At 38.1% G+C, this 22,786-nt stretch carries 24 protein-coding genes; 20 read left to right on the top strand and 4 right to left on the bottom strand.

Annotated elements, in window-relative coordinates:
- Positions 1–16 precede the first annotated feature (16 nt).
- The 7 genes from RCG22_RS10915 (at position 17) to RCG22_RS10885 (ending at position 6,015) form a co-directional block, all read left to right on the top strand.
- The gene (locus RCG22_RS10915; protein WP_166254406.1) at positions 17–535 is read left to right on the top strand and encodes a YehS family protein; all 519 of its coding nucleotides are present in this window, start codon (positions 17–19) and stop codon (positions 533–535) included.
- A gap of 115 nt (positions 536–650) precedes the next feature.
- The gene (locus tag RCG22_RS10910; protein ID WP_308106816.1) at positions 651–2,120 is read left to right on the top strand and encodes a protein adenylyltransferase SelO; all 1,470 of its coding nucleotides are present in this window, start codon (positions 651–653) and stop codon (positions 2,118–2,120) included.
- 64 nt (positions 2,121–2,184) lie between these two features.
- Entirely contained in the window at positions 2,185–2,454 is a 270-nt protein-coding gene (locus tag RCG22_RS10905) for an iron-sulfur cluster biosynthesis (RefSeq protein ID WP_098263516.1), read from the top strand.
- A 152-nt stretch (positions 2,455–2,606) separates the two neighbouring features.
- Positions 2,607–3,383, top strand: a complete 777-nt coding sequence (locus RCG22_RS10900; RefSeq protein ID WP_374049442.1) for an IclR family transcriptional regulator — start codon at positions 2,607–2,609, stop codon at positions 3,381–3,383.
- Between the two features lie 51 nt (positions 3,384–3,434).
- The gene (locus RCG22_RS10895; protein WP_308106814.1) at positions 3,435–4,322 is read left to right on the top strand and encodes an acetaldehyde dehydrogenase (acetylating); all 888 of its coding nucleotides are present in this window, start codon (positions 3,435–3,437) and stop codon (positions 4,320–4,322) included.
- A gap of 23 nt (positions 4,323–4,345) precedes the next feature.
- Entirely contained in the window at positions 4,346–5,374 is a 1,029-nt protein-coding gene (dmpG, locus tag RCG22_RS10890; protein ID WP_098263513.1) for a 4-hydroxy-2-oxovalerate aldolase, read from the top strand.
- 197 nt (positions 5,375–5,571) lie between these two features.
- Positions 5,572–6,015, top strand: a complete 444-nt coding sequence (locus tag RCG22_RS10885; RefSeq protein WP_308106813.1) for a HEAT repeat domain-containing protein — start codon at positions 5,572–5,574, stop codon at positions 6,013–6,015.
- 76 nt (positions 6,016–6,091) lie between these two features.
- Here RCG22_RS10885 and RCG22_RS10880 read toward each other — a convergent pair whose 3' ends face one another.
- Together RCG22_RS10880 and RCG22_RS10875 are read right to left on the bottom strand one after the other, a co-directional pair.
- On the bottom strand, positions 6,092–6,538 hold the full coding sequence (locus RCG22_RS10880; protein WP_308106812.1) for a MarR family winged helix-turn-helix transcriptional regulator: 447 nt from the start codon (positions 6,536–6,538) through the stop codon (positions 6,092–6,094).
- Positions 6,539–6,552: 14 nt separating this feature from the next.
- Positions 6,553–7,032: a glutathione peroxidase gene (locus RCG22_RS10875; protein ID WP_098263510.1), complete on the bottom strand. Its 480-nt coding sequence runs from the start codon at positions 7,030–7,032 to the stop codon at positions 6,553–6,555.
- 163 nt (positions 7,033–7,195) lie between these two features.
- Between RCG22_RS10875 and RCG22_RS10870 the strand changes: the two genes are divergently transcribed.
- The 3 genes from RCG22_RS10870 (at position 7,196) to RCG22_RS10860 (ending at position 8,653) form a co-directional block, all read left to right on the top strand.
- Positions 7,196–7,423 carry a hypothetical protein gene (locus tag RCG22_RS10870; RefSeq protein WP_166254376.1) on the top strand — a complete coding sequence of 76 codons (228 nt, stop codon included), beginning with the start codon at positions 7,196–7,198 and terminating at the stop codon, positions 7,421–7,423.
- Between the two features lie 150 nt (positions 7,424–7,573).
- A complete protein-coding gene (locus RCG22_RS10865) occupies positions 7,574–7,984 on the top strand; it encodes a VWA-like domain-containing protein (protein ID WP_308106811.1) in 411 nt (136 codons plus the stop codon).
- A 54-nt stretch (positions 7,985–8,038) separates the two neighbouring features.
- Positions 8,039–8,653, top strand: coding sequence for a methyltransferase (locus RCG22_RS10860; protein WP_308107132.1), 615 nt, complete (start codon positions 8,039–8,041; stop codon positions 8,651–8,653).
- Here the strand turns inward: RCG22_RS10860 and RCG22_RS10855 are convergent.
- Both RCG22_RS10855 and RCG22_RS10850 read right to left on the bottom strand, forming a co-directional pair.
- Complete coding sequence (locus RCG22_RS10855) at positions 8,632–9,714, bottom strand: GIY-YIG nuclease family protein (RefSeq protein ID WP_308106810.1); 1,083 nt, start codon at positions 9,712–9,714, stop codon at positions 8,632–8,634. The genes RCG22_RS10860 and RCG22_RS10855 overlap by 22 nt on opposite strands.
- 97 nt (positions 9,715–9,811) lie before the next feature.
- Positions 9,812–11,296 carry a peptide MFS transporter gene (locus RCG22_RS10850; RefSeq protein ID WP_308106809.1) on the bottom strand — a complete coding sequence of 495 codons (1,485 nt, stop codon included), beginning with the start codon at positions 11,294–11,296 and terminating at the stop codon, positions 9,812–9,814.
- Between the two features lie 374 nt (positions 11,297–11,670).
- On the opposite strand from RCG22_RS10850, the gene RCG22_RS10845 reads away from it, so the two are divergent.
- From RCG22_RS10845 to RCG22_RS10800, 10 genes are all read left to right on the top strand, one after another.
- Entirely contained in the window at positions 11,671–12,435 is a 765-nt protein-coding gene (locus tag RCG22_RS10845) for a MerR family transcriptional regulator (protein WP_308106808.1), read from the top strand.
- Between the two features lie 350 nt (positions 12,436–12,785).
- Entirely contained in the window at positions 12,786–13,799 is a 1,014-nt protein-coding gene (locus tag RCG22_RS10840; protein WP_098263504.1) for an ABC transporter ATP-binding protein, read from the top strand.
- Complete coding sequence (locus RCG22_RS10835; RefSeq protein WP_308106807.1) at positions 13,780–14,748, top strand: ABC transporter ATP-binding protein; 969 nt, start codon at positions 13,780–13,782, stop codon at positions 14,746–14,748. The genes RCG22_RS10840 and RCG22_RS10835 overlap by 20 nt, the downstream gene beginning before the upstream one ends.
- 50 nt (positions 14,749–14,798) lie before the next feature.
- The gene (locus RCG22_RS10830; protein WP_308107131.1) at positions 14,799–16,415 is read left to right on the top strand and encodes an ABC transporter substrate-binding protein; all 1,617 of its coding nucleotides are present in this window, start codon (positions 14,799–14,801) and stop codon (positions 16,413–16,415) included.
- A 128-nt stretch (positions 16,416–16,543) separates the two neighbouring features.
- Positions 16,544–17,551: an ABC transporter permease gene (locus RCG22_RS10825; protein ID WP_098263501.1), complete on the top strand. Its 1,008-nt coding sequence runs from the start codon at positions 16,544–16,546 to the stop codon at positions 17,549–17,551.
- Positions 17,552–17,568: 17 nt separating this feature from the next.
- A complete protein-coding gene (gene nikC / locus RCG22_RS10820; RefSeq protein ID WP_308106806.1) occupies positions 17,569–18,468 on the top strand; it encodes a nickel transporter permease in 900 nt (299 codons plus the stop codon).
- Positions 18,469–18,597: 129 nt separating this feature from the next.
- The gene (locus RCG22_RS10815) at positions 18,598–19,134 is read left to right on the top strand and encodes a shikimate kinase (RefSeq protein WP_308106805.1); all 537 of its coding nucleotides are present in this window, start codon (positions 18,598–18,600) and stop codon (positions 19,132–19,134) included.
- A gap of 51 nt (positions 19,135–19,185) precedes the next feature.
- The gene (gene aroD / locus RCG22_RS10810) at positions 19,186–19,950 is read left to right on the top strand and encodes a type I 3-dehydroquinate dehydratase (RefSeq protein ID WP_308106804.1); all 765 of its coding nucleotides are present in this window, start codon (positions 19,186–19,188) and stop codon (positions 19,948–19,950) included.
- Between the two features lie 247 nt (positions 19,951–20,197).
- Positions 20,198–20,623, top strand: coding sequence for a DUF4395 domain-containing protein (locus RCG22_RS10805; protein ID WP_308106803.1), 426 nt, complete (start codon positions 20,198–20,200; stop codon positions 20,621–20,623).
- Positions 20,624–21,223: 600 nt separating this feature from the next.
- Entirely contained in the window at positions 21,224–22,765 is a 1,542-nt protein-coding gene (locus tag RCG22_RS10800; protein WP_308106802.1) for a hypothetical protein, read from the top strand.
- Positions 22,766–22,786: the final 21 nt, after the last annotated feature.

Genomic DNA, 22,786 nt, shown 5'->3' with positions numbered 1-22,786 from the left:
CGTAGGAGGTTTTTAGATGGAGAATAACGATATATTAATTAGATTAAGATATGCATTGGATATAAAAAACACAGAAATGGTCGAGATATTTAAACAGGGCGGTATTGATGTAACCAAGGAAGAGGTACTTAAGATTCTTACAAAATCACCCGACAATTATGATGAAGATGATAATGGAAGTGAGTTTGCTGAGGATGAAGCGCACATAAAATGTAATAATAAGATGCTAGATTCCTTTTTAAACGGCTTTATTATTTTTAAAAGAGGAAAACAAGATTCAAACCCGGGAGAACCTGAAAGACCGGCGCAGCCTGTAAATGAGAGTGTAAATAATATTCTTTTAAAAAAATTGAAAATCGCACTGACATTAACTAGTGAGGATATAATTGAAATATTAAATGAAGCAGGTGTCCAGATAACAAAAGGAGAACTAAGCGCACTATTACGAAAGAAGGGACATAAGAATTATAAAGAATGCGGGGATAAATACGCCCGAAATTTCTTAAAAGGATTAGCACTAAAATATAGGGACTAGGCTGGAAAAATTTCTGGACAGGATTTGAATTTTGCTTAATATATGGGGAAATTATTATAGGATGCACTGAAATTTCCACTAAGTAAAATATGACAAACAAAGAAAAGGGGATAAAATGTCTGAAGAAATAAAAGAACCAGGATGGAACTTCGACAACAGTTATGCTCGTCTGCCAGAAATGTTTTTTACCAGCATCAACCCAACGCCTGTCCGCTTACCACAGTTAATTATTCTTAATAATCAACTGGCTGCTTCCCTAGGCTTGAATCCACAAGAGCTTGAAAATATAAATGGCCTAGCCGTGTTTGCGGGGAACCAGTTACCTGAAGGTGCTAAGCCGCTCGCCCAAGCATATGCCGGCCATCAATTTGGGCATTTTACTAAGTTAGGGGATGGACGGGCTATTCTGCTTGGCGAGCAGATTACCCCTAAAGGTGAACGGTTTGATATTCAACTCAAGGGTCCGGGGAGAACCCCCTACTCACGCGGAGGCGATGGTCGAGCATCTCTTGGCCCGATGCTGCGTGAATACATCATTAGCGAAGCGATGTATGCACTTGGGATCCCAACTACCCGAAGTCTGGCAGTTGTGACAACCGGTGAGGCAGTCCTCCGCGAAACCGCCCTGCCTGGTGCAATTCTAACTCGTGTCGCTTCTAGTCATCTGCGCGTGGGCACCTTTCAATACGTTGCTAAATGGGGCACAGTTGAGGAACTTCGGGTTCTTGCTGACTATACACTAGAACGCCATTACCCGAAGGTTGCCCTTGATGAGCGGCGTTATCTTTCATTACTCCAGGAAGTGATCAAACGGCAAGCTTCGCTCATTGCTAAATGGCAGTTGGCTGGATTTATCCACGGGGTGATGAACACCGACAACATGACGATTAGCGGAGAAACAATCGACTATGGTCCGTGTGCCTTTATGGATACCTATGACCCGGAAACTGTCTATAGTTCCATAGATACGCAAGGACGCTATGCTTTTGGCAATCAACCCTATATTGCTGGTTGGAATCTGGCACGATTTGCTGAAACCCTATTGCCGCTCATTCATGACAATCAGGAACAGGCTGTCCAACTGGCTCAGGATGAAATTTCAAATTTTATCGAGTTATATCAAAGCAATTGGCTAACTGGAATGAGAGCCAAGCTCGGACTATTTAACGAAGAGAAACAGGATGAATCTTTAGTTGAAGACCTCCTTAAAATGATGCAGATGTATAAGGCCGACTATACGAATACCTTCCGGGCATTAACTTTTGAAAAGCCGAAGGATACGGTCTTCAAGGATGCCCCGGAGTTTAAAAATTGGTATAAGCAATGGCAGGAGAGACTTGATAGACAGCAGGATTCGAGGGATTCTTCTAAACAATTGATGCGAAACAGCAATCCGGCGATCATCCCTCGGAACCACCGGGTAGAAGAAGCATTAGAAGCCGCAGTGAAACAAGAAGACTACAGTGTGCTGAAACGGCTGCTTGACATATTATCAACACCATACGCGCACTCCGAGGAACAATCTGAGTACTCGACACTGCCTGCCCAAACTGCCCAGCCTTACCGGACCTTTTGTGGGACATGAGGTTCACAAAATTATAACCCATAGAAAAAGGTTGGGAAGCGAGGAATACAGGGAGGGGAGACACGTGTTTATTTTAACTGAGAATGCCAAAACAGAACTGAAAAATAGGATGAAATTAGCGGATACAAAACCATTTATTCGCTTACAAATGCGAAAGAGTTGTTTTATGAAGGTGAAATTAACCTTAGAAGAAATAATTCGCCCAAATGATGCGGAAATTACTAAAGAGGAGCTGCATTTTATTATTGACAATGGGGAGTGCCATTACTTTAATAATAAAACATTAGATTTTATCCCGGATACAACAGGTTTTAAGCAATTTGAGATTATATAAAAAGAGTCTGATTTCCAGTGGAAATCAGGCTCTTTTTTGAAGCAAAATAAATCATTATAATATTGACAGAATAATGAACGAGGATGTACTATTAAATTGCCCTTAATATTTACGAATGGCATTCGACATTGTCGAACAAGAGGAGGATGGTTGTGTCAGAACGATTAATTCAGTCTGTTGAAAGAGCCGCTGATATCCTTGAACTATTTTTGGTGACGAAACCAGAACTAAGTATCAAGGAGATTAGTGAGAATTTAAACTTATCAAAAAGCACCGTCCACGGGATCATCAAAACCTTAGAACATAGAGGGTATCTTCAACAAAATCCTGAAGATTTAAAGTATAAGCCCGGGATAAAACTTTTTGAACTTGGTAATTTTGTCGGAAAACATCTCGATATTGGGCAGGTTGCCAGACCAATTATAAGAGACCTAGTCGATGAACTAAATGAAACCGTTCACTTAGTTACTTTACAACGTGATGAAATTATTTACATTGAAAAGGTAGAAGGCCATAGTACCCTTACAATCTATTCACATATTGGAAAAAGGGCTCCTTTTCATAGTACAGGCGTGGGAAAAGCAGTACTTGCCCATTTAAATGAAAGTGATGCAAATAGAATCTTATCTTCTATCAATTTGGATTCGTTTACAGAACACACAATCACAAATATTGAGAAGATTAAAGAGTTATTCCATACCATCCGTGAGCAAGGCTATGCGGTTGATGATGAGGAAATTGAGTTAGGGCTGAAATGTGTAGCTGCTCCTATCTTTAATCATCAAGGAAATGTAGTCGCTTCAATCAGCTGTGCTGCACCAAAAATGAGGCTTGATGAAATTAGGCTTCCAAAGGTCATAGCGGGGATTAAAAAAGCAGCAGCGGATATATCAAGAAGTTTAGGTTATCAAAGTAAAAACAACATATAGAAGAACTAGATGGAAAAAGTAAATACATTAATTTTTAGGAGGAGAATTATTTTGTCAAAAGTAAAAGTTGCCGTTCTTGGCTCAGGGAACATTGGAACAGATTTAATGGTCAAACTTGGACGTTCAGAATTATTAGAGTTAACAGCTGTAATTGGAATTGACCCGCAATCAGATGGATTACGTCGTGCCAGAGAATTAGGTTATGCAGGGGTTGCTACAGGGATTGATGGTTTTCTTGCAGACCAAACATTAGAAGCTGACATCGTATTTGATGCAACTTCGGCCAAGGCTCATCTTTATAATGCAAAAGTATTAAAAGAAGCTGGAATTAAAGTAATTGATATGACTCCTGCCGCTGTTGGTCCATATGTATGTGCTGCCGTAAATATTGACGAACATTTAGATAAAGATAATATCAATTTAATTACCTGTGGCGGTCAAGCAACCATACCAATGGTCCATGCAGTTAACCGTGTCGCTCCAGTAGAATATGCAGAAATCGTTGCGACGATTGCCAGCCTTAGTGCTGGTCCTGGAACACGTGCAAATATCGATGAATTTACTGAAACCACATCACTGGCTATTTCAAAGGTTGGCGGTGCTAAAAAAGGAAAAGCAATTATGATTTTAAACCCTGCAGAACCGCCAATTATGATGCGTGATACCGTTTATACACTTGTTGAAGAAGGAAAAATGGACGAAGCAGCAATAAGAAAATCCATTGATGAAATGGCTGAAGTTGTTCAATCCTATGTACCCGGCTATCGACTACGGACCGAACCTATTTTCGAAGGGAATAAAGTAACCATCTTCCTTGAAGTAGAAGGTGCTGGAGATTACTTACCTAAATACGCAGGAAACCTAGATATCATGACATCTGCTGGTGTTAAAATTGCCGAAGCGTTTGCAAAAAAACTATTATTGAAAGCAACAGTTTAAGCTGTAGAAAGGGGTAAATAAAAATGACAAATGAAAGAGATATTCTTATCACTGAGGTAGCCTTACGCGATGGAAGCCATGCCATCAATCATCAATATACAGTGGAGCAAGTACTTAAAGTGACAAAGGCATTAAACGATGCAAATGTTCCATATATTGAGGTTTCACATGGGGACGGATTAGCAGGTTCTTCCTTACAGTATGGACTTTCACGTACAAATGAAATGGAATTAATTGAAGCAGCTGTTTCTGTTGCCGATAAATCTAAAATTGCTGTTCTATTATTACCGGGTATCGGTACATTGCATGAATTAAAAGAAGCAGCTAATTTAGGGGCAAAAATGGCTCGTATTGCGACACATGTCACAGAAGCAGACGTGGCACCACAGCATATTGCTTACGCAAAAGAACTTGGGATGGAAACTGTAGGTTTCTTAATGATGAACCATATGGCACCTGTTAATAAGTTAGTTGAGCAGGCAAAACTAATGGAAAGCTATGGAGCGGACACTGTCTATGTGGTTGACTCTGCAGGATACTTACTTCCTGATCAGGTTCGCGAACGTATTCGTGCCCTAAAACAATCGATTGGCGTTAATGTTGGATTCCATGGCCATAACAATCTATCGCTTGCCATGGCAAATACACTTGCCGCCATCGAAGAAGGAGCTACTCGTATTGATGGCAGCGTTCGTTGCCTTGGTGCCGGTGCCGGTAATACACAAACTGAAGTACTTGTTGCAGTTTGTGAACGGATGGGAATTAAAACAGGGGTAGATTTATATAAAATGATGGATTTATCTGAGGATATTGTCGCACCACTTTTACAAGTACCACAAGAAATTACCAAAGATAGCCTTACACTTGGATATGCCGGTGTTTATTCAAGCTTTGCGCTTCATGCAAAACGTGCGGCTGCAAAATTCGGTGTAGATTCACGTGATATCTTAATTGAATTGGGCAAGCGGAAAGTAGTTGGCGGTCAAGAGGATATGATCGTTGAAGTAGCAGCAGAAATTGCTAAAAACAAATCAAAAATCGTTTTGGCTTAATATTTTTAGCTAATTAAAAATAGATTAATAGGGTCATAGAGGCATGTGCAAGTAAATAAAGTCCAAGTTGGACAAGTTTACTTGCTTTTTTCTATTAGAAAAACAGTGGAAAATTGACATCAATGATTAGAAATATTACACTCAAATCTTGGAGAGGTAGATCGAAATATTATATGGACTGAAGGAGATTGGATTATTTGAAAAAAACTGAAGAAAAAAGTACGTTACCGGAAAATTATGAGGAATTAAAGAAACAAGCCAGTCGAACATCTAATTGGAGAGAGCGTTTAGATGCGGTTGAAGAGTTAGGAAATTGGAAGAACAAACATGTTATCGATATACTCATACGAATCATGAATAATGATACAGTCTTTAAAGTTCAAGATGCGGCATTCCGAAAGTTGAAAAACTTAGGAGAAGATGTACAATTACCGCAAAAGAAAAAAGGCGAATTTATTAAAGATATAAATAAAATTTTGTTAAGAATTAAGAAAAGTCTTCCTGAAGGTCATAGCTTTGAAGAATTTAAAGAGAAAGTAAAGAAGATGAGACTTGATGTGTATGATACCTACGAAGGAAATAAGGGTTCTGATTTTGATCATTGGCTAGAAAATATATGGGTCTCTTTTCCGAATAAGTAGAATCCCTTTTTATATCAGAGCATATTTCAAATAAAAAACAACACTTGGGCAAAAAGTGTTGTTTTTTTATTTGAAATTAACGTTCCCGTTCTTTCAGCTTCCTATGCAATTGATTCAAACGCTCCATTAATTGTGTGTATTCCTCGAGTTCAATATTACAAGATTGTATTTTGTTACTGATTGTTTTTATAATCGCCTGCTTTTCATCTTGTGCTTTCTTTTGTAAATAGATATAGACCCTTCGTTCATCTGCTTTTGAACGTTCCTTTCTAATCCATCCGTTTGCTTCCATCCTTGTAAGCATCGGGGTTAATGTTCCCGTCCCTAAACTTAATATTTCTCCTATTTCTTTTACCGTTACACCATCTTTTTCCCATAATGCTAATTGCACTAAGTATTGAGGATAGGTTAACCCAAAGGGCTGAAGTGCATTAGAATATAATTTATTGAATTCACTTGCTGTTTCGTAAACCGCAAAGCATAGTTGGTTTTTTAACGACATGAAGTTTTCCACGATGATCACCTTACTTTAACTAATTATGACAATAACTTTTTTATATCCTTCTCAATTCGGCTTGGCTCCGTCGTTGGTGCATAACGTTCAATCACCTGACCATTAGGGTCGACAAGAAACTTTGTGAAATTCCATTTGATATTTTTGGATAGGGCTCCTGGTTTCTTGTTTTTTAAATGAGTAAAAAGCGGATCAGTATTCGTGCCATTTACATCAATTTTTGCAAAAATCGGGAAGGTTACCCCATAGTTTAATTGGCAAAACTGAGTCGTCTCATCAATATTAGAAAATTCTTGATTGGCAAATTGGTCACATGGGAAACCTAAAATCTCTAAGCCAAGCTCATGGTATTTTTCATATAATTCTTGAAGTCCTTTGAATTGAGGTGTCAACCCGCATTTACTAGCAGTATTGACAATTAATAATGGTTTACCCTCATAATCCATTAAAGATTTTTCCTCGCCATTAGTCATCTTTACACTAAAATCATATATTGTTGTCATTTAAGCATCCTCCTTGGATTATCAAAAGGTTTTATTTAATTTAATCGTCTACGATTTAATCTTACACGATTTAATTAAAAGTGGCAAGTTGAATATATTAATAACAAGATGGATAGCTGAAAATATAAAAGAGAACGATAAAGGTGAAAAGGAGGTTTTGCAGATGGATTTAAATTTATTTAATAATAAAAATGATGAAGAAAAGAAAATTCTAAAAGACGTTCTTGAGGATTCCATCGCAACAGAAGAAAGTCTAATGCGGGAATATCTTATAACAGCAGAGCGAATTCATGATGATGATGAACTAAAAGAACGCCTCGAAAACTTTGCCGAAGGAAATGCGAAACGAACCAAACAGCTGATTGATGAATTGAATGATATTAAAGAATAGGAAAATAATGTGCTCATCTGATGGTAGACTAGGATGAGCCTTATTCATTTTTATCGTTGCTCTGATTACCGCTATTATCCAAACATAAACCTTCTCTTTATATACCAAAATAAGATGGTTCACTTATTCATTCCAAAGGAGTTGGTTGTGTTGAAATGGCACAAAACGATGCTTTCAATGATTCAACAGCGCCAAGATAAAAAGGTTGCGTTAGCTGTTGACACTTCCACGAATGAGGCCCCAAGCATTTTAATCAATAACATAGTAAAACTGTTTGAGCAACTAAAGCCAGATACCATTCTGGTGCAAGCTGACTTTAAAATTAGGAGTACTTCAACAGTCAAAAGTGATACAATTAAATACTATACACATGGGAAGTCTTCATATACTTTGGTGCTTGAGTGGGCAAAGGAAGAAAATATCGATACGCTGTTTTACATTACCGATGTAACAGGTTTTATTGCGGAAGAAATTGACTCGGTTAGTTTTGAAATGATTTGGCTTGTACCTGGTGCTATCTTACCAAGGGTTCCTTTTGGTAAAGCAATTAAGGTTGCTTGAAAAGAAATCCCTCACGTCAAGTGGGGGATGAATTCGTTCGAAATGGAGTTTACGATGAAAGAATATTATTATGATAAATTATTGGGGATTAAAACGGGAGGGGACCAAAATGGATTTAATAAGTCTTTTCACTACCATCGTTATGAACCCACACCCTATAGTGCGCTAGAAGAATTATTTAACAACTATCAATTGACTAGCAGCGACCGAATTGTTGATTTTGGGTGTGGTAAAGGGCGACTTAACTTTTTTATTCATTATCACTTTCGTTCAACGGTTGTTGGCATTGAAATGAATGAAGAATTCTATCAGGAAGCAATCGAAAACCAAAATAGTTATTTAAAGAAGACTAAAACAATTGATAGCCCTATTCATTTTTATTGCTGTCTTGCCGAAGATTATCAGGTTGATCAATTGGACAATCGATTTTACTTTTTTAATCCATTTTCCATTCAAATTTTTATGAAAACCATTAATAATATATTACTATCGGTTGAAAAATTCCAAAGAAATATTGAACTGATTTTATACTACCCTTCAGAAGATTATATTTATTATTTAGAAAATGATACCTCTTTTGATTTGAAAAAGGAAATTACGCTTCCTTACTTTTATGAGCATAATTCTAATGAAAGATTTTTAATTTATCAGTTAACAGTTTCACGATAAGTTAGGAATTTCATTAATTCCGCATCTAAATCATTTGTGTATACTAAATCAAGCATTTGTACAGAAATGATGAGATAACGACTGTTACTTCCTTTTAAATAGCTATAGATAATCTGCGCTGCATCTATCTCATCCTTGTTGATTTTTTTTGCTGATATTTCTTTATTAGTTTTAAAAGTAGTTAATATAGTGGTCTTGATGGCTTCACGCAAAGTTTCCAGCTCAGACCATTGATATTTTTCACGAAAGAGTATCTTGTTTTTCTTGATCAGGAATAGCTTAAAAGTCTTATCTGTTAAGGATTCGATAACGACCATATTCTTATCGCTTTCCGTAAATTCAATCACTTTTTCTTTATTGAGTAGCGAGTGAATGGTCTCTAATATGTCCCTGTATTTTACAGCTTCTTCAAATTCGAATGTTTCTGAGGCCTCTATCATTCTTCGCTCAAATACTTCCAATAGGCTCGTATCCTTGCCTTCAAGTAATCCGATGATTTTGTTTATGCTGTCATTGTACTGGTCGAGCGCTGCCCCTCCCAAACACATACCGATGCACAACCCTAAGGAGTAGTTTAAACATGGAGTATTCTTGTTTGAAGGAGTGCTGCAGCTTATCTTATAGAAGTCCTTTATCGCTTGAAGTGCCCTTTCCACTGTATGTTTACTTGTATAAGGCCCAAAGTAGAGACTATTTGGCTTATCAGGGTTACTGCAAATTTCAATTTTTTGATAACCGTCATCCATTTGAATCCCGATGTAGATATAGGCTTGAGGACTTTTCATCATCCGATTAAAAATAGGCTTTATTTCCCTGATTAATTGACATTCAAGCATGAAGGCTTCAAATTCTGTATCTGTGAGAATATAATCAAAATCCTTTAGACTTGCTTTAAGCTTAATGATTTTTTTAGAGTGAGCTTGGGAATTTTGGAAGTAGGACCGCACACGATTTTTAAGATTCTTTGCTTTCCCTACATATATAATCTGTGCTCTGGAGTCCTTCATAAGATACACTCCCGGGGAAGAGGGGAGATTTTTTACTTTCTCTTTAAGTTCCATATGAAATCCTCCATTCTCCTAATATTTTATCAAAAAAAAAGATGCCCTACCTTCTTCATCTGTTAACAAAGATGAGAAAATGGACACTTTTCTTATATTATCGGATACCTTTCATGTAGCCTTGAATCTTAGGTGCCAACACTAAAAGGATAATTCCTAGGACGATTGATGCTCCGCCGATTACACCAAAGTAGGTCATTTCTGTTTCAGGTGTGTAGAATTTAACTACTTGTGCATTTAGTGCTTGTGCAGCAGCACTTGCTAAGAACCATAGGCTCATCGTTTGTGCTGAGAAGGCTGCAGGTGCTAATTTTGTTGTGGCTGATAATCCGACAGGTGACATACACAATTCACCAAATACAACAATTAAATAGCTAAGAACAAGCCACATTGGGTTTACCAATGAATCCGAACCGCCAAAATAGGCTGGGATAAGAATCACTAGGAATGACAAACCAGCAAATAATAATGATAATGAGAACTTTTGAGGTATTGATGGCTGACGCTTTCCTAATTTAACCCATAACCAAGCAAATACAGGAGCGAATATGATAATAAATAACGGATTTAAAGATTGGAACCATGCAGGTTTAATTTCGATACCAGCAAAATGTAATTGCGTACGTGTATCTGCATAGCTTGCAAGGATGGTTGAGCCTTGCTCTTGAATGGACCAGAACATTACGGCAGCAATAAATATCGGAATATAAGCAATGATCCTTGAACGTTCAACCGCAGTTGTTTTTGGACTGCGATACATCACTACAAAGTAAATTGTTGGAATTAAAATACCTAGGAAAGTAACGATATTAATAAAGCTAGCAAAAGTTAAAAGTCCTTTTGGAATTAATACTGCACATAAAGCAGCAATAATAATGACAGCTAGTCCAAAAATAGTGAAGGTCTTTTTCTTTTCTGCAGGTGATAGTGGATTGGAGATCATCGTTCCTGCTAGACCTAGATTTTTTTTCTTTGTTAGACCGAAGACGATTAATCCAAAGAACATCCCTACAGCTGCAATCGCAAATCCAATGTGGAAGTTGGCTATAGACCCAACGATTAATGGGGATAAGAATGCTCCCAAGTTAATACTCATATAGTAAATTGTGAAACCTGCATCACGGCGTTCGTCCTTTTCACTGTACAATTCACCTACAGCGGAAGAAACATTTGGTTTAAGCATCCCAGTACCAAGGACAATCAATACCATGGAAACAAAGAACATAGAAACACTGCCCGGAACAGCAAGTGCAATATGTCCAAACATAATTAAGATTCCACCGTAAAATACAGCTTTTGAAGAACCGAAGATTCGGTCAGCCATCCAGCCGCCAATTATACCGGACATATAAACAAGTGATCCGTATATGGACATGATTGAAAGTGCAAGATTCTTATCAATGCCCAAGCCGCCTTTTGAAACTTCATAGTACATATAGAATACAAGGATGGCCCTCATACCATAGTAAGAGAAACGCTCCCAGAATTCGGTAAAGAAAAGTGTAGATAGTCCTTTAGGATGTCCGAAAAATCCTGTTTGAGGGACACTATCCACAATTTTCTGTCTATTAATGTTTGACATGTTATTACCTCCCTTTTATTATACTATAATACTTTCTAGAGTTTTGAATTGTCAAAAACTTTTTTTGGAAAATAAGTTATAAAAGGTTATAAACATTGCTATTACTGAATTTCAGGCAGTTGTTTTTTTAAAAGAAAGTTTTTTTGAAATAGTAAATGATTTCTGACTAAAGTGAACTTTCGTTATAATAGAATAATAGAAATATGATCATTAACAGAGGGGGAAAGGAGAGTTAAATTAATATGAGTGCCTGACACCACAGATGAACAAATGTCCATCTGTGGTGTCAGGCATTTTTTTTCAAAAATAGGCATAATACGAATTGACATTGACGTTGCGTAAAGGTGTATCGTTGCTTATGAGGGGGTTAGCGAATGGAGTATACGGTGCAGAAATTAGGAAGTCTAGCGGGTGTAAGTACTAGAACACTTCGGTATTATGATGGGATTGGAATTCTTAAGCCGGCCAGAATTAATTCGTCAGGATACCGAATCTATGGTCAAGCGGAAGTGGACCGACTTCAGCAAATTTTATTCTACAGGGAATTAGGGATTAGTTTAGAAAGTATAAAAGAAATTGTTACAGCACCTTCTTTTGATGGGGCTGCTGCACTTAGAGATCATCGTGAAAAACTTCTCGAGAAAAAGGAACAATTAGAAATGTTAATAGCGAATGTGGATAAATCAATCGCAGTAACAGAAGGGAGAATGAAAATGTCAAACAAAGAAAAGTTCGAGGGCTTTAAGAAGAAAATGATTGATGAGAATGAGAAGAAATACGGAAAAGAAATTCGGGAAAAGTACGGGGAAGAAACAGTTAACAAGTCAAATGCCAAACTACAAAATATGACACAAGCGCAATATGACGAGGTTACTAAGCTAGCCGAACAGGTCATAGAAACTTTGGCGGAGGCCTATAAAACTGGGGACCCAGCAGGGGATTTAGCACAAAAGGCTGCGGACCTCCATAAGCGATGGTTAAGCTATTATTGGAATGAATATAGTAAGGAAGCACATGCAGGTCTTGCGCAAATGTATGTGGATGATGAACGATTTACTGCTTATTATGACAAGGAACAGCCTGGTACTGCTGCGTTTTTAAGGGATGCCATTCAAATTTATACTGGGATGAAGAATTAATTTTTTTAATAGGAACTAGAGATAAATCTATGAGTGCAAAAATGAATATAAAAAAACATATAAATATTGAGATTCCCTGTAAGGCTGCGATAGTCTTACAGGTTTTTTTATATTGTTTTATTATTTTAATATTTAAAGAATAAAGTTGCTTTACTCATTATAAAAAACACCTTATTACATTAACGCGGCTAAGTACTACTGGGAAATTTTGAACTTTTTTCACGTAATTGACAAATTTGGGTGATACCACTAAAGTAATATATGTCATAATAATTTTAAAATTTACTATATTATTATATTTCTGATTAAAGGGAATACATAAATTAATCCGTGTACAGGTAGGTGTAAGTGTGGAAAAGAATCCTATTCTTCGCATAAAAGACTTAAAGGTATCATTTCAAACAGGGAAAAAACTTGTACCTGCAGTTGATGGCATCAGTTTCGAATTAAAGGACGGAGAGATTCTAGGGATTGTCGGTGAATCGGGGAGTGGTAAAAGCGTCACCTCGTTAGCGACCATGGGGCTGATTCCTTCTCCACCAGGAAAAATTGAGAATGGCGAAATTATTTTTGAGGGAAAAGACCTGAAAAATCTTTCTGAAAAAGAGTGGCGGAAAATCCGAGGTAATCAAATTTCAATGATATTTCAAGAGCCAATGACATCATTGAATCCACTGTTTACGATTGGAAATCAGTTAATGGAAGCAATCCGACTACATACAGACCTTTCAAAGCGAGAGGCAATTGTACGCAGTATCGAATTATTAAAACTGGTTGGGATTCCAAGAGCAGAAGGAATCCTAAAAGAAAATCCACACCAGCTTTCTGGCGGTATGAGACAACGGGTAATGATTGCCATGGCAATGGCGTGCAATCCTAGGGTGCTGATTGCAGACGAGCCAACAACCGCACTTGACGTTACCATCCAAGCACAAATTCTTGCCTTAATGAAGGATTTAAATAAAAAGACAAATACAACGATCATTCTCATTACCCATGATTTAGGAGTTGTCGCGGAAATATGTGAACGTGTAATCGTCATGTATTCGGGGCAAATCGTAGAGCAGGGTGATGTAAGAACGATACTCAAAAATCCTCAGCATCCCTATACAAAGGGCCTATTAAAATCCGTTCCTGATTTAAGAGGGAAAAAAGACCGGCTTTATAGTATTCCAGGCACAGTTCCAACTCCAGGGTCGATTCATAAGGGCTGCCGATTCGCCGCCAGGTGCACAGAGGTCTTCGCGGAGTGCCAGGAAGAAACACCAGATTTATTTAAAATGGAAAAAGACGGACATGAAGTGCGTTGTTTCCTACATACATTGAAGAAGGGAAGTGCCAGCCATGTCGGAGTTACTTCTTGAAGTTAATGGGTTAAAAAAGTACTTTCCGATTACAGGCGGCCTTTTTGGAAGGAAACAAGGCGAAGTCAAAGCTGTGGATGATGTATCTTTTTATGTTAGAAAAGGAGAAACATTGGGCATAGTTGGTGAAAGCGGCTGCGGTAAATCTACCACTGGCCGACTCCTGATGCGATTGATTGAGGCAAGTGAGGGCAGGATTGTTTTTGAAGATCAAGAGATTACTAGTATGTCAAAATCTGAATTAAGAAAAACGCGCCGAGATATTCAGATGGTATTCCAAGACCCCTATGCATCGCTTAATCCAAGGCATTCTATCGAACAGATTCTTGAAGAGCCACTGATTGTTCATGGAATTGGGACAAAAGAGGAACGCCAAAAGCAAGTGAGAGAAATGCTGGAAGTGGTTGGCTTAAGCAGTTACCATGCCAAACGATATCCGCACCAATTTAGCGGTGGTCAGCGTCAACGGATTGGGATTGCGAAAGCGTTAATGACCAAGCCAAAATTAATCATTGCTGACGAGCCTGTGTCAGCACTGGACGTATCCATCCAGGCACAGGTTCTTAACCTGATGAAGGATATTCAAAAGGAATTCCAACTTACATACATATTTATCGCGCATGATTTAGGTGTAGTCCGCCATATTAGTGATCGTGTGGGTGTGATGTATTTAGGAAGATTAATAGAGTTAGCAGAAAGTGAAGATCTATATGAAAATCCGAAACATCCATATACAAAAGCGCTGCTTTCGGCTGTACCCATACCAGATCCTGATATAAAGAGGGAAACGATTTTAATAGAAGGGGAACTTCCAAGTCCTGCTAATCCTCCTTCTGGCTGTGCCTTCCATACACGCTGCTCACAAGTGATGGACATTTGTAAAAAAACTAGACCAGTGGAGCAAGATCTTAACGGTCATTTTGTCGCATGTCACTTATATAACAAGTGATTTGCAGCATCTATGATAAAAAAACAAAAATATAAGGGGGCAAAAAATTGATGAAGAAGAGATCTTTTAAACTGCTGTTAATAGCTTTATTAGCCATCAGTATGTTTTTAGTTGGCTGCAGCAGTAAAACGAATGAAGAAGCAGGAGGCAAGAAGGATCCTGCTGCTGGAAGTGAATCAAAAAAAGATACACTCGTATATGGTCGTGGTGGAGACTCTACATCTTTAGATCCTATCACAACAACTGAAGGTGAAGCATTCAAAGTAACAGAAAACATTTATGAAACATTGCTTCAATATGGTGATCAGGATACCACTATTAATCCGGGACTTGCTGAGAAGTGGGAAGTTACTCCAGATGGTTTAACCTACACATTCCACCTGCGTCAAGGAGTTAAATTCCATGATGGTACTGATTTTAACGCTGATGCGGTTGTATTTAACTTTGACCGCTGGATGAATGGTAATGCCGATAGCTTCCCTTATTACACTATGTTTGGTGGATATAAAAAGGATGAGGGTCACGTAATTAAAGAAGTTAAAGCAGTAGATGCAAATACCGTTCAATTTGTGCTAAAACGTCCACAGGCACCGTTCCTTAAGAACCTGGCTATGTCTCCGTTTGGTATTGCAAGCCCTGAGGCTGTTAAAAAATACGGTGACAAGTTTAGACAAAATCCAGTTGGAACAGGTCCATTTAAATTTGTTGAGTGGAAAGAGAACGATACAATTACGCTTGAAAAGAACCCTGACTACTGGCAAAAAGGCTTACCTAAGTTAAATAAAGTTATTTTCCGTGTAATTCCTGAAAATACTGCACGTTTAAACGCTCTTGCTAACGGCGAGATTGACGTCATGGATGGATTAAATAATTCAGATGAGGCGACTGTTAAATCAAATGCTAACCTCCAAGTGATTGAACGTCCATCAATGAACGTTGGCTACATCGGTTTAACAACCACTCGTAAACCATTTGATAATAAACTCGTTCGTCAAGCGATTAACTATGCTGTCGATAAAAAATCAATCATTGATGCATTTTATGGTGGAAAAGCACTTCCTGCTGTCAATCCAATGCCGCCTTCCATCGAAGGCTATAATAAGGCAGTTGAGCCGTATCCATATGATTTAGAAAAAGCTAAAGCATTGTTAAAAGAAGCTGGGTATGAAAAAGGATTTGCAATTGACCTATGGGCAATGCCTGTAGCTCGTCCTTATATGCCTGAAGCACAAAAAGTTGCCGAAGTTATTCAAGAGAGCTTAAGCAAAATCAATGTTAAAGCCAAAATCCAATCTGTGGACTGGGCTACTTACTTAGACAAAGCAGCAAAAGGCGAATTTGACATGTTCATGCTTGGTTGGACAGGGGATAATGGTGACCCTGATAACTTCTTATACACATTGCTTGATAAGGACAGCATTGGAAGTAATAACTACTCCCAGTACAGCAATGACAAATTACATGACGTCCTAATTAAGGCACAAACAGAAATCGATCAAGCAAAGCGTAATGCACTATATGAAGAAGCACAAGTAATCATCCATGACGATGCTCCTTGGGTTCCACTTGTTCACTCAACTCCGCTGTTAGCAGCAGGGAAAGACGTGACAAATTACTTACCACACCCAACTGGATCAGAAGCACTGACAAAAGTTGAATTTAAATAATAATGGCTGAAAGGGGAGGGAGCTTAGCCTCCCCTTTTGTTAACTAGACCATCCAGTCTTTTTCGTAAAAAAATTGTTTAGCCGAAGCATCTTTTCAGGTGCTAACGCTTTTCAGTGAGGTGAAAAATTTGTTTACTTATACAGTCCGCCGTGTGTTTTCTTTAATACCCGTTTTAATCGGGATGACTCTGGTGGTATTTGCAATCATCCATGCTATACCAGGGAATCCTGCGCAGGTAATTCTGGGGCAAAGAGCAACCGCAGAATCTATTGCCACGTTAACAAAAGAATTAGGGTTGAACAGGCCTTGGTACATACAATACGCAGATTATATTAATTCTTTACTTCATGGGGATTTAGGAGTTTCATTACGGACAAGGGGTCCAATTAACGAAGAAATTTGGTCCTACTTAGCTGCCACTGCAGAATTAACAGTAGTAGCCATGTTAATTGCCATTATTGTTGGGGTAAATGCTGGCATTGTCAGTGCATGGTTCTCTAAATCATGGTTTGATTATATTGCCATGGTCCTTGCCCTTATTGGGGTATCACTGCCTATTTTTTGGCTTGGTTTAATGGAGCAATGGGTATTTTCCATTGAATTAGGCTGGCTTCCAACGACAGGGAGAGAGAATGTTCGAGACCCCGTTGCAGCAATTACTCATTTTTATTTAATTGATACGCTTATACAAGGAAGACCTGATCAGTTTATAACGGTATTAAAACATTTAGTCCTACCTAGCATTGCACTAGCGACCATTCCAATGGCGATTATTGCCAGAATGACCCGCGCAACCATGCTGGAAGTAATGAAGTCAGATTATGTCCGTACAGCAAGAGCAAAGGGACTGAGTATGTTCTGGGTAGTGTATAAGCATTCCTTAAAAAATGCTGTTATCCCAGTGCTTACGATCATCGGATTGCAAACTGGTCTTTTACTCGGAGGAGCCATATTAACGGAAACCATCTTTGGCTGGCCGGGAATCGGGAGATATCTATATGATGCAATCGGCTATCGTGATTATCCAGTGATCCAGTCAGGGATATTAATCATTGCGGCAATTTTTGTACTCATTAATTTAGTTGTGGATCTATTATATGTGTTTGTTGATCCACGAATTAAATATACCAAGTAGAGGAGGGGGATTTGAAAGTGGCGGAACTTGCAAAAAGACCGGCAAATATTGCAACGATAATTGTTGAAGAAAAGCTGACACCTCCCTGGAAGGAAGCATGGATTTCATTTTATAAAAATAGATTAGCACTAGCAGGTCTAGGAATTGTTGTCTTTTTTATCATAATTGCTATTATCGCTCCTATTATTGCTCCATATAGTTTTAAAGACCAAGTGCTGGCTGACCGAATGCTCCCGCCCTCAAGTAAGCATTGGTTTGGGACAGACGATTTTGGCCGCGATATTTTTTCTCGTATTGTCTATGGTGCAAGAATATCCTTGTGGGTTGGCTTTTTCTCAGTCTTAGGTTCAGTTGTAGCAGGGACATTACTTGGAATTGTCGCTGGATATTACGGCCGCTGGGTTGATGCAATTATCTCACGTATTTTTGATATTATGCTTGCCTTTCCAAGTATTTTATTAGCGATTGCTGTTGTATCTATTTTAGGACCATCACTCCAAAACGCATTGATTGCAATTGCGGTGATTAATATCCCGAACTTCGGTCGACTTGTTCGCTCAAAAGTATTAAGTGTGAAACAAGAAGAATATATTATGGCGGCACGTGCCGTCGGAATGAAAGACACACGAATTCTACTTCGCCATATTTTACCTAATAGTATATCACCGGTCATCGTCCAAGCGACATTAGCAATTGCGACAGCCATTATTGAGGCAGCGGCTCTAGGTTTCCTTGGAATGGGGGCACAAGCACCGACACCTGAGTGGGGGAAAATGCTAGCCGATTCCAAAAATTATATCACCCAAGCACCCTGGACGCTTTTCTTTCCCGGGGTTGCCATTATGCTGACCGTACTTGGATTCAACTTAATGGGAGATGGACTGAGGGACATCCTTGATCCGAAAATGAAGCAATAGATATTGAGACTCCTATGTGGGTCTCTTTCTTTTTCTTTTGGTGTCAGGCACCGATAACTTTAATAATTAATAATTGTCTAATATCTGAAAATAGCATTATAATTATGACTAATAATTTGTTTTATTTTAATGGGGGTTTGGAGTATTTTGGAGAACAGGGATAAGAGCATTGTTTTTATCGGTTTTATGGGTGTTGGAAAAACTACGATTGGTAAGCTAGTTGCGAGTAAACTAAATCGCGATTTTATAGATATTGATGAAGTAATTGAAAAAGAATACCACATGCCAGTGTCCAAAATATTTACTGAATTTGGTGAGACTGAATTTAGAGATAGAGAAAAAAGTTTAATTGCAAATCTAGCAAAGCAGCCACAAAAGGTTATTTCTGTCGGCGGCGGAGCCTTCCTTCAAGAAGAGATTAGAGAGATATGTTTAGAATCTTGTATTGTTATTTTTATCGAACTGTCTTTGGAAGCCTGGAAGGATCGATTAGGATTGATTATCGACAGCCGCCCCGTTTTAAAAGGAAAGTCAGTTGAGGAAATGGAAGAGCTATTTTACAAAAGACAGGATATTTATATTAACCATCATTTGAAGATTTCAACGGATAGCAAGGATGCAAATGAAATTGCTGACCAAATTATTGTCGAATTACATTCAATTTAGGTGAAAATCGGCAGCAAAGCTTATGGAGGATGGGACAAGGAGTGGGAACAAATGACTAAAACTGTAACGGTTAGAGATATCGTCATTGGGGAAGACACGCCAAAAATCTGTGTCCCCTTGGTGGGAGAAACACTTGCACAAATAAAGGAAGAAGCCGAATTTCTAAAAACAATTGACTTAGATTTGGTAGAGTGGCGGGTCGACTTTTTTGACAAGGTAGAAGAGATTGAGCAGGTGAAAAAGGCTCTTGTTGAAATTCGCACGCTCCTGCCTAATACACCACTCATCTTTACTTTTCGAAGTCATAAAGAAGGCGGCAATAAGGAAATATCCACTTCCTTTTATTTTCAATTAAATAAGACGGCCGCTGAAACTGGCATGGTGGATATTATTGATGTCGAGCTATTCAATGATGAACAGGAAGTCCTAGCAATAATAGAAAAGGCGCATGCAAAAAATGTCTTTGTCATTATTTCAAACCATGATTTTGAGAAGACGCCTACAAAAGAGGAAATTATCTCGCGGTTAAGGAAAGCACAAGCGTTAGGTGGAGATATTCCAAAAATTGCAGTAATGCCAACTAGTGCAGCCGATGTGCTAACCCTCTTAGATGCAACTAATACAATGAAGGAACAGTATGCGGACCGGCCGTTTATTACCATGTCTATGGCAGGTAGAGGGGTCATAAGTCGATTGGCAGGCGAAGTATTCGGGTCTGCAGTTACGTTTGGGGCAGCAAAAAAAGCCTCAGCCCCCGGACAGGTAAATGTGAAGGAATTGCGAAGTGTTTTAAATCTGTTACATGAAAGTCTATAAAAATAGCAAAAGCACTCAAAATGAGTGCTTTTGCTATTTTATAGGGTGGCGGGCACGAATAATTGCCAATCGTTCCCGTCTGCAGTTCTTTTGTAGGGAGGCGGGCATGAATAAGCTCCCAACGGTTACTAGTGGCTTCTAAGTAAAATCAGCAGATTTACCAAAAAACAAATAACTATACAATCTAAATCATTCAAGTTAAAATGACTTTAAGCATACAATTCCAATAAGAAAGGTGGGGATTCTGTTGGCAGATAAGATTCTTTCGATTCCACGGCCTCTAGTTAGAACAAATCAATCCATTATAGTTCTTAGTGTGGTGTTGACATGGATGTCAGGGCAAGAGTGGTTTTTATTCATTCCGTTTATTGCGGGGCTTATGGGGATTATCTTTGGTTATAATCCAATTATGGAGATTCGAAAACAATTTTTAAGAAAAGACCCAAAGTCCTATATTCCTGAAGATTGGGAGCAGCAGCAATTTAATCAGAAGCTTGCAGTTTCATGTCTTGGAATAGGCATCCTTAGCTTTATTCTTGGTTGGAACACAGTTGGGTATATTTTCACTGCTCTTGTTGCTGTCGCAGCTTTTGTAGCCATTTTAGGTTTTTGTATTGGTTGTTTCATCCATTTCCAATGGAAACAATATAAATATAGACGATCGGTCCGATAAATATCAAAGAGGATTTAATATCTCAATTAAATATGAAGAAATCTAAGTTCTTGCCAAAGGCAGGAGCTTTTTTCCATTGGAGAAGTCGATTGATGATATGGATTCAAAGAAGAAACCGTGAATATTTTTTTTCGATAATATTATTCACCATGAGTTTATAAAACTAGCATCTCATGCTGAATTTGAGAACATTTTCATACAGTTGGTGTCGTTGTTTAATGATATCTCAGCCACTACTATTTAATTAGATGTGTATTTTTAGATAAGGGAAGTGATGCTTATTTTCAAAAATACCAGAGAAAAAGGTAATTGTTTTCATTGGGAAAAAGGAAATGAAAACGGATACAATTTAGGGGTTTCTATTAGTTTCCAAATAATTGTCTATTCATGGACAAACTGGTAATTTTGTAGTAATATATTCAGTAAGGGAACGTATGTTTGTAATTATCGCGTTTTCTTCATGAAAAGTTCTAATAAAGCTAGGGTACGAATTCGTTACTAAGACAGGGGATGGTTTTCAAGATGGGCAAAAGGGATTCCATCTTATTTGGATGGATTTGCTTATTTCCTATTTTTATAAAAATTGAAAGGGGTAAGGAGATGTTACAAACTTACCAAACGAAACTAAGCAATATTTTTCTTAATACAGAATGGACTACGGATATGTATCTTGAAGAGTATGGGAAGTTTTTTGGTACGTTAGAGAGGAAATTATTTGTTCAAACTCATATCCAAGGAATTCCTTCATCTAGTCTAAAAAAGACTTTTTCTAAGAGGTATGGCATAACGGCACGGCAATTTAATTCCATAAGGATGCAATTGGACGGAAAGGTCTCTTCTATATTCGAGAAAAGAAAACTTGAAATTCAAGAACTTAAAGCTAAAACGACTTACTTACAAAATATCATCGGAAAGAAAACCTCTCAGAAAGAACTTCTGCACAAAAAACTCCTACAGATCTCTCAAACGAGCACCATTTTTCTCAAACAAAGGAAGAACTATCAGAATCTCAAATTATATCTTCATCAGAAAAAGCGGCGTCTAAGAAACTTACTACAAAAATTAGATAAGCTGAAATTTAATGAAGCGAATAAAAGAATTCCTCTCTGTTTTGGTTCGAAACAGCTATTCCATAAACAATTTCATTTAGAAGAGAATAAATATACCGACCACAGACAATGGCGGGAGGATTGGATTGCTGCACGAAGCTCCCAGTTTTTAGTCATTGGTTCAATGGATGAAACGTTTGGGAACCAAACAGCCACTTACAATTTACAAAACAGCTTACGACTGCGTGTTGCGGATCATTTTATACCAAAATACGGGAAATATATCACCTTTCCAGAAGTGAAATTCCCCTACGGGCAGGAAATGATGGATCAGGCAAAAGTGTCTTATATGGGGGTTACCCGAGCAGGCAAACCCCAAAAATATTACACCGCCATCACCTATCGTTTCTTAAAACAGAAAAAAGGATGGTATCTAAACGCAACCGTAGAGAGAAACATTCCAAAAGTAGGAAAATCTAACTTAAATGGACTAATTGGAATCGATGTGAATGCCGGTTTTTTATCGATGTGTGAAATTGACCGATTCGGCAACCCGATTAAAAGTTGGCGTATCAATGTTCCCATGTACAATCGGCGAGCAGAACAGGTAAAAGCTTCTTTAAGTGATGCGATTAAACGGATTCTTGGTTATGCCGTTTTCGTACAAAAAGATGTGGTCATCGAAAAGTTAGACTTCTCCAAGAAGAAAATCCAATTAAGAGAATCGGGTCGAAAATATGCACGAATGCTTTCGGGATTTGCTTATTCTTCTTTTAATCAATTAATGGAATCCAAAGGAAAAAAAGAGGGAGTCAGAATCCGAAAGATCAACCCAGCTTTTACGAGTCAAATTGGGCAGATGAAATTTATGGCGAGATACGGACTAAGTTCCCATGGTTCGGCAGCCTGTATGATTGCGAGAAGAGGATATTATTTTAGGATGGAAACACCAAAATATGATACCGTGCTTTCGCTTCCTAAGAAATTTGATAAGGAAAAATCCAATACTAGTAATTGGAGAACAATCACCAAACATTTAAAGAAGGAATATACCTTTCAAGATAAGATTGAACTATTAAAAGCAGATATTTAACAAAATTCATTGAGAGATTGG

Source organism: Neobacillus nitrireducens (assembly GCF_030915405.1).
Lineage (GTDB): Bacteria > Bacillota > Bacilli > Bacillales > Cytobacillaceae > Neobacillus.
The sequence above is the reverse complement of the archived record's forward strand: the minus strand, read 5'-3'. Positions and strand labels throughout refer to the sequence as shown.

Excerpts from the sequence above, each read along its gene's own strand:
- RCG22_RS10915 (WP_166254406.1), top strand. The coding sequence starts at position 17 with ATGGAGAATAACGATATATTAATTAGATTAAGATATGCATTGGATATA.
- RCG22_RS10910 (WP_308106816.1), top strand. The coding sequence starts at position 651 with ATGTCTGAAGAAATAAAAGAACCAGGATGGAACTTCGACAACAGTTAT.
- dmpG (WP_098263513.1), top strand. The coding sequence starts at position 4,346 with ATGACAAATGAAAGAGATATTCTTATCACTGAGGTAGCCTTACGCGAT.
- RCG22_RS10875 (WP_098263510.1), bottom strand. The coding sequence starts at position 7,032 with ATGACAACAATATATGATTTTAGTGTAAAGATGACTAATGGCGAGGAA.
- RCG22_RS10870 (WP_166254376.1), top strand. The coding sequence starts at position 7,196 with ATGGATTTAAATTTATTTAATAATAAAAATGATGAAGAAAAGAAAATT.
- RCG22_RS10860 (WP_308107132.1), top strand. The coding sequence starts at position 8,039 with ATGAAAGAATATTATTATGATAAATTATTGGGGATTAAAACGGGAGGG.
- RCG22_RS10855 (WP_308106810.1), bottom strand. The coding sequence starts at position 9,714 with ATGGAACTTAAAGAGAAAGTAAAAAATCTCCCCTCTTCCCCGGGAGTG.
- RCG22_RS10850 (WP_308106809.1), bottom strand. The coding sequence starts at position 11,296 with ATGTCAAACATTAATAGACAGAAAATTGTGGATAGTGTCCCTCAAACA.
- RCG22_RS10845 (WP_308106808.1), top strand. The coding sequence starts at position 11,671 with ATGGAGTATACGGTGCAGAAATTAGGAAGTCTAGCGGGTGTAAGTACT.
- RCG22_RS10835 (WP_308106807.1), top strand. The coding sequence starts at position 13,780 with ATGTCGGAGTTACTTCTTGAAGTTAATGGGTTAAAAAAGTACTTTCCG.
- RCG22_RS10830 (WP_308107131.1), top strand. The coding sequence starts at position 14,799 with ATGAAGAAGAGATCTTTTAAACTGCTGTTAATAGCTTTATTAGCCATC.
- RCG22_RS10815 (WP_308106805.1), top strand. The coding sequence starts at position 18,598 with ATGGGGGTTTGGAGTATTTTGGAGAACAGGGATAAGAGCATTGTTTTT.
- aroD (WP_308106804.1), top strand. The coding sequence starts at position 19,186 with ATGACTAAAACTGTAACGGTTAGAGATATCGTCATTGGGGAAGACACG.
- RCG22_RS10800 (WP_308106802.1), top strand. The coding sequence starts at position 21,224 with ATGTTACAAACTTACCAAACGAAACTAAGCAATATTTTTCTTAATACA.